This window comes from Acidovorax sp., assembly GCF_022763525.1.
Taxonomy (GTDB): domain Bacteria; phylum Pseudomonadota; class Gammaproteobacteria; order Burkholderiales; family Burkholderiaceae_C; genus Acidovorax.
On record NZ_JALEGG010000197.1, the window covers coordinates 1 to 6,216 of the forward strand.

7 protein-coding genes are annotated in these 6,216 nt (G+C 67.1%); 4 read left to right on the forward strand and 3 right to left on the reverse strand.

Annotated elements, in window-relative coordinates; translation table 11 throughout:
* The 4 genes from MRY84_RS15435 to MRY84_RS15450 form a co-directional block, all read left to right on the forward strand.
* The coding region (locus tag MRY84_RS15435) for a DegT/DnrJ/EryC1/StrS family aminotransferase (RefSeq protein WP_291506591.1) at positions 1-1,032 on the forward strand (1,032 nt) is incomplete at its 5' end.
* Between the two features lie 21 nt (positions 1,033-1,053).
* Entirely contained in the window at positions 1,054-1,674 is a 621-nt protein-coding gene (locus MRY84_RS15440) for a sugar transferase (RefSeq protein ID WP_291506592.1), read from the forward strand.
* 10 nt (positions 1,675-1,684) lie between these two features.
* A complete protein-coding gene (gene lysS / locus MRY84_RS15445) occupies positions 1,685-3,313 on the forward strand; it encodes a lysine--tRNA ligase (RefSeq protein ID WP_291506593.1) in 1,629 nt (542 codons plus the stop codon).
* A 152-nt stretch (positions 3,314-3,465) separates the two neighbouring features.
* Positions 3,466-4,119, forward strand: a complete 654-nt coding sequence (locus tag MRY84_RS15450) for a mechanosensitive ion channel family protein (protein ID WP_291506597.1) — start codon at positions 3,466-3,468, stop codon at positions 4,117-4,119.
* Between the two features lie 8 nt (positions 4,120-4,127).
* On the opposite strand, the gene nagZ is transcribed toward MRY84_RS15450, so the two are convergent.
* The 3 genes from nagZ to MRY84_RS15465 form a co-directional block, all read right to left on the reverse strand.
* Complete coding sequence (gene nagZ, locus MRY84_RS15455; RefSeq protein ID WP_291506594.1) at positions 4,128-5,219, reverse strand: beta-N-acetylhexosaminidase; 1,092 nt, start codon at positions 5,217-5,219, stop codon at positions 4,128-4,130.
* A gap of 59 nt (positions 5,220-5,278) precedes the next feature.
* On the reverse strand, positions 5,279-5,695 hold the full coding sequence (gene acpS / locus MRY84_RS15460; protein WP_291506595.1) for a holo-ACP synthase: 417 nt from the start codon (positions 5,693-5,695) through the stop codon (positions 5,279-5,281).
* A 66-nt stretch (positions 5,696-5,761) separates the two neighbouring features.
* On the reverse strand, positions 5,762-6,216 hold a 455-nt coding region (locus tag MRY84_RS15465), incomplete at its 5' end, for a pyridoxine 5'-phosphate synthase (protein ID WP_291506596.1).

Here is a 6,216-nt window from a genome sequence, read left to right on the forward strand (position 1 = left end):
AACTTTGTCGACTACCTGGGCGGCGGGCTGCAGGCGGTGGCCGTCAACACGGCCACCGCCGGGCTGCACCTGGCGCGGGCGGCGCTGGGCATTGGCCCCGGCGACGAGGTGATCGCCCCCACGCTGACCTTCACCGCCACAGTGGAGGTGGCGCGCTACCTCGGCGCCGATGCCGTGCTGGTGGATGTGGACCCGGTGACACTGAACATCGACCCCGCCAAAATCCGCGCCGCCATTACGCCCCGCACCAAGGCCATCCTGCCCGTGCACTACGGCGGGCTGGCGTGCGACATGGACGCGATCCTGGCCATTGCCAAAGAGCATGGCCTCAAGGTGGTGGAAGACGCCGCCCATGCGCTGCCCACCACCTGGCGCGGCACGCTGGTGGGGCAGCTGCAGTCCGATGTGACGGTGTTCAGCTTCTACGCCAACAAGACCATCACCACCGGCGAAGGCGGCATGGCCGTGACGCGCGATGCCGCCCTGGCCCAGCGCATGCGCGTGATGCGCCTGCACGGCATGAACCGCGATGCGTTCGACCGCTTCACGTCCAAGACCCCGGCGTGGTACTACGAGGTCGTCGCGCCTGGCTTCAAATACAACATGACCGACGTGGCCGCCGCCATGGGCGTGCAGCAGCTGGCGCGCCTGCCGCAGTTCGTGCAGCGACGCGAGCAACTGGCCCGGCGCTACCACGCCGCGCTGGCCGACCTGCCCTTGGTGCTGCCCGCCATCGCACCAGCTGGCGACGTGCATGCCTGGCACCTGTACGTGGTGCGCCTGGCACCCCAGGCCCGCATCGGCCGCGATGCGCTGATCCAGGGCCTGTCAGACCGCGGCATTGGCACCAGCGTGCACTACGTGCCCCTGCACCGGCACCCCTACTGGCGGGACCGCTACCAGCTCACGCCCGAGCAGTTTCCGCACGCCGATGCCGCTTACCAGGCCATGGTGAGCCTGCCGCTCTTCACCGCCATGAGCGACGCGGACCAGGGCCGCGTAATCGCCGCATTGCACGAGTTGCTGGGCTGAGTGCGAAGGCCCCAACCGACCATGTGGATCAAGCGCGCCTTTGACATCGCCTTCTCGGGCACCGTGCTGCTGCTGCTGGCACCGGCGCTGGCCATGATCGCGCTGTGGGTACGCCGTGATTCGCCCGGCCCAGCAATCTTCCAGCAAGAACGTGTGGGCCGCCACGGACGGCTGTTTCGCATCTACAAGTTCCGCACCATGCGCGCAGGGGCCGATGCGGCGGGGCCGCAGATCACCATCGGAGCGGATGCGCGCATCACCCGCGCGGGCCGGTTCCTGCGCCGCACCAAGCTCGACGAGCTCCCGCAGTTTGCCAATGTGCTGTGCGGTGACATGAGCGTGGTGGGTCCCCGGCCCGAGGTGCCGAAATACGTGGCGCTGTATCCCGCCGACGTCGCCGCCCAGGTGCTCAGCGTGCGCCCCGGCATCACCGACCTGGCCTCGCTGGCATTTCGCGACGAGAGCGCACTGCTGGCCCAAAGCGCCGACCCCGAGGCCACGTATGTGAACGAGGTTCTTCCGTCCAAGCTGCGCTATGCGTGCCAGTACGTGCAGTCGCGCAGCCTCTGGCTGGACCTGTTGATCATCGCGCGCACGGCCGCCACGGTGGTTGCCAGCCCCCGCAGGGCGCGGAACCCATAAAATCAGCGGTTTGGCTGCGCACGCGCAGCCATCTGCCCCAGCCCCGAGCGCCAGCGGCGCCCCACATTTCAGTACCGTACCGACGGCACCCCTTATGTCCGACCACCAACCCGCCCCCGCCCCCCAGGACGACAACCAGCTCATCGCCGAGCGCCGCGAGAAGCTCCGTGCGCTGCGCGAGGCCCAAGCCACGGGCGGCGGCGTCGCCTTCCCGAATAACTTCAAGCCCGTCCACAAGGCGGCGCAGCTGCACCTGGACCACAGCGAAGCCACCAATGAAGCGCTGGAGGCCGCGCCAATCACCGTATCGGTGGCCGGCCGCATGATGCTCAAGCGCGTGATGGGCAAGGCCAGCTTCGCCACGATCCAGGACGGCTCGCTGGGCGAGGTGGGCGGCCGCATCCAGCTTTACGTGACCCGCGACGCCGTGGGCGAAGACCTGTATGCCGCGTTCAAGCACTGGGACCTGGGCGACATCCTGGGCGCCGAAGGCACGCTGATGAAGACCAAGACGGGCGAGCTGTCGGTCAAGGTGACCAGCCTGCGCCTGCTCACCAAGAGCCTGCGCCCGCTGCCCGACAAGTTCCACGGCATGGCCGACCAGGAGCAGAAGTACCGCCAGCGCTATGTGGACCTGATCACCGACGAGCACGCCCGCAAGCGCTTCGTAGCCCGCAGCAAGGCCGTGAGCGGCCTGCGCGAGTTCATGGTGAGCCACGGCTTCCTCGAAGTCGAGACGCCCATGCTGCACCCCATCCCGGGCGGCGCCAATGCCAAGCCGTTTGTCACGCACCACAACGCGCTGGAGCAGGAGATGTACCTGCGCATCGCGCCCGAGCTGTACTTGAAGCGCCTGATCGTGGGCGGCTTCGAGCGGGTGTTCGAAATCAACCGCAGCTACCGCAACGAAGGCATCTCGGTGCGCCACAACCCCGAGTTCACCATGATGGAGTTCTACGCGGCGTACTGGAACTACCTGGACCTGATGGACTTCACCGAGACGCTGATCCGCGAGGTGGCCATGAAGGCCACCGGCGGGCTGCAGATGACCTACCAGGGCCGCCCGGTGGACCTGTCGCAACCCTTCGCGCGGCTGACCATCCGCGAAGCGATCTTCCAGTACACCGAGGCCGGCGCCCATGTGGACGACGCAGCGTGGCTGATCAGCGCGCTCAAGAAACTGGGCATGACGGAGGAAAAGGACAAGCTTTCGGCCCGCTCGCTGGCCAGCCTGCAGGTGCTGTACTTCGAAGAAACGGTGGAAGACAAGCTCTGGCAGCCCACCTTCATCATGGAGCATCCCACCGAGATCAGCCCCCTGGCCCGTGCCAACGACTTGCGCCCTGAGGTGACCGAGCGCTTCGAGCTGTACATCACCGGCCGCGAGTTCGGCAACGGCTTTTCCGAGCTGAACGATGCCGAGGACCAGGCTGCGCGCTTCCATGCGCAGGTGGCGGCCAAGGACAGCGGCGACGACGAGGCCATGTTCTTCGATCACGACTTCGTGCGTGCCCTGGAGTACGGCATGCCCCCCACCGGCGGCTGCGGCATCGGTATCGACCGGCTGATGATGCTGCTGACTGACAGCCCGAGCATCCGGGACGTGATCCTGTTCCCCGCGCTGCGCCGGGAGGCCTGAGAGACCTCTTCCACATTGCAGGAGCACACGCCCCAGCGCCACAGGTCTGGGGCGCCCAACCCGCTACACCCGAAACTACCGCACCCTTGAGTTTCCTTTCCGCCATTTCGTTCGACGCCGCCGAGCCCGCCACCCGCACTGCCCTCACGCGCATGCAACTGCTGAAGAACCGCCTGCCCGAATGGGTCCACGACTGGCTGGAAATCATCATTCCAGGCGTGCAGATCCTGCTGATCGTGCTGGCGGCGTGGCTGCTGCAGCGCGTGCTGCGCCGCCTGGTGCGCCGGGCCAGCCTGCACTACCAGGTGCCCGACGAGCTGGTGGTACCCATGAACGGACTCATCCGCTGGACCATCGTGGCCGGTGCCGGGCTGCTGGTGCTGGAGCGCATGGGCGTTTCCGCCACCGTGCTCTGGACGGCTTTCACCGGGTTTGCCACGGTGGGGGCCGTGGCCTTCTTTGCCGCGTGGAGCGTGCTGTCCAACCTGTTCTGCGCGCTGCTGATCTTTACCGTGCGGCCATTTCGCGTGGGCGACTACATCGAGGTGCTGGACACTGCCGAGAAGCCAGGCGCCAAGGGGCGCGTGGTGGACATCAACCTGCTCTACACCACGCTGGAGGACCACGGCGCAACGGAAGACCACGCGGCCTGGTTGCAGATTCCGAATGCGCTGGTGTTCCAACGCGTAGTGCGGCGCTTTCGGGGCGTGCCGCCCCCGCCCGCGCAGCCGATGGCGGCGGCGCCTGCGGAATCTGCCGCGGCGGTACCGGCACCCGCCACGCCGAGTCCTTTCAGTACGCCTTAGAACCCGTTCTAAGGCAGCAGGTCCAGCGCCTGCATGTAGGCCGGCTGCAGCATGAGCTCATCCCAGGGCTGGGGCAAGGTCTCGGGCAGCAGCGCGAGGCGGCGCGACTCGCTGTCCGGGCTGGGTTGCCAGCGGCCTTGCGCCTGCGCTTTTTCCAGGCCCTCGATCAACTCGTCCACGGCGCGGCCGTCACCCAGGCTCTGGTTGCACAGCAACACCAGGTCGCAGCCTGCCTGCAGTGCGGCCATCGCGGCATCGGTGTAGCTGATCAACTGACCGTCCAGGCGCCGGGCGCCCTCCATGCTCAGGTCGTCGCTGAAGATGGCGCCGTCAAAGCGCATCTGCCGGCGAAGGATGTCCTGTAGCCAGCGCCTGGAGAAGCCCGCAGGTCGGCTGTCCACCTTGGGGTAGATCACGTGGGCCGGCATCACGCTGGTGAGGGTGGTACTGAGCCAGGGGTACGGCGCTGCGTCGTCCTCCAGGATGGCCTTCAGGCTGCGCTTGTCCACCGGCACGTCGGTGTGCGAGTCGGCCTTCACGAAACCGTGGCCGGGAAAGTGCTTGCCGCAGTTGGCCATGCCGGCCTGCAGCAGGCCATGCATGAGGCTCTTGGCGAGCAAGGCCACCACGCGCGGGTCGCGGTGGAAGGCGCGGTCGCCAATCACGCCGCTCTCGCCCCAATCGAGGTCCAGCACGGGCGCGAAGCTGAAATCCACGCCGCAGGCGCGCAGCTCGCTGCCCAACACATAGCCGGCCGCCGTGGCGGCGTTGGTGGCCCGCAGGGCACCGCTACCAGGTACGGCCTTGGCGCCCCGGCCATCCTGCATCCACAGCTCGCCAAAAGCACGCATGGGCGGCAGGTGGGTGAAACCGTCGGTGCGAAAGCGCTGCACGCGGCCGCCTTCGTGGTCCACGCAGATGAGCAGGTCATCGCGCACGGCCTTGATGCTGCTGGTGAGCGCGAGCAGCTGCGCCCGGCTCTCCCAGTTGCGGGCAAACAGGATCACGCCGCCGGTGAGCGGGTGGGCCAGGCGGCGGCGGTCCACGTCGGTGAGCGTGGTACCCGCCACGTCCAGGATCAGGGGTGCGTGTTCGGTCATGCGTTTTCTTCTGCAAGCTGCAGATTGCTATATAAAAAGTAGCTACTCGCGCTTTTCCATCAAGCGCTAGGGGCCGATTTTTCTTCCATTTTCTCTACCACGCAAAAGCTGGCGGCATAGTCCGTCTCATCGGTCACGCTCAGGTGCGCGGTCAGGCGCCGGGCCTCAAACCATTCCTTGAGCGCGCCGTGCAGCACGATCACGGGCTGGCCCGACGGCAGCTTGGCCACCTCGCAGTGGCGCCACGTCATGGGCATGCGCATGCCCAGGCCTATGGCCTTGCTGAACGCTTCCTTGGCCGAAAAGCGGGTGGCCAGGTAGCGCAGGCCGCGGTCGGGCCAGCGGGCGCTGCGCTCGCGCCAGGTGCGCAATTCGCCCTCGGCAAGCACCTTTTGTGCAAAGCGGTCGCCATGGCGGGCCAGACTGGCCTGGATGCGCCGCACGTCGCAGATGTCGGTGCCAATGCCGTAGATCATGTTTTGAATCAAAAATGGGCGCTACCGCTTCTCTGCCAAGCGCGACCAGCTATCAAATCAGGAGTATCAACGCGCGGCGGCCGAGCCCGCCTGGATGCATGCGAGATACGACCGCACCGTGGCGGCGTAGCCCAGTTCCAGCGCGTCAGCGATCAGGGCGTGGCCGATGGAGACCTCCAGCACGCCGGGCACCTCGCGCACGAAGGCGGCTAGGTTGTCCCGGTTCAGATCGTGGCCGGCATTGACGCCCAGTCCGGCATCGAGCGCCGCCTGTGCGGCATCGCGGTAGCGCGCCAGCTGCTCTGCCTGCTGCGGCGTACCCCAGGCGGCGGCGTAAGGTTCGGTGTAAAGCTCCACGCGGTCGGCACCCACCGCTCTGGCAGCAGCCATTTGCGCGGGCACAGGGTCCATGAACAGGCTCACGCGCACGCCCAGGGCCTTGCATTCGGCCACTAGGGGCGCCAGGCGCTCGGCATCCTGCGGAAAGCTCCAGCCGTGGTCGCTGGTGAACTGGTCTTCGC

What these genes read in the sequence shown, in the direction of transcription:
- MRY84_RS15440 (WP_291506592.1), top strand. Translation starts at nt 1,054, where the DNA reads ATGTGGATCAAGCGCGCCTTTGACATCGCCTTCTCGGGCACCGTGCTG.
- MRY84_RS15450 (WP_291506597.1), top strand. Translation starts at nt 3,466, where the DNA reads ATGCAACTGCTGAAGAACCGCCTGCCCGAATGGGTCCACGACTGGCTG.
- nagZ (WP_291506594.1), bottom strand. Translation starts at nt 5,219, where the DNA reads ATGACCGAACACGCACCCCTGATCCTGGACGTGGCGGGTACCACGCTC.
- acpS (WP_291506595.1), bottom strand. Translation starts at nt 5,695, where the DNA reads ATGATCTACGGCATTGGCACCGACATCTGCGACGTGCGGCGCATCCAG.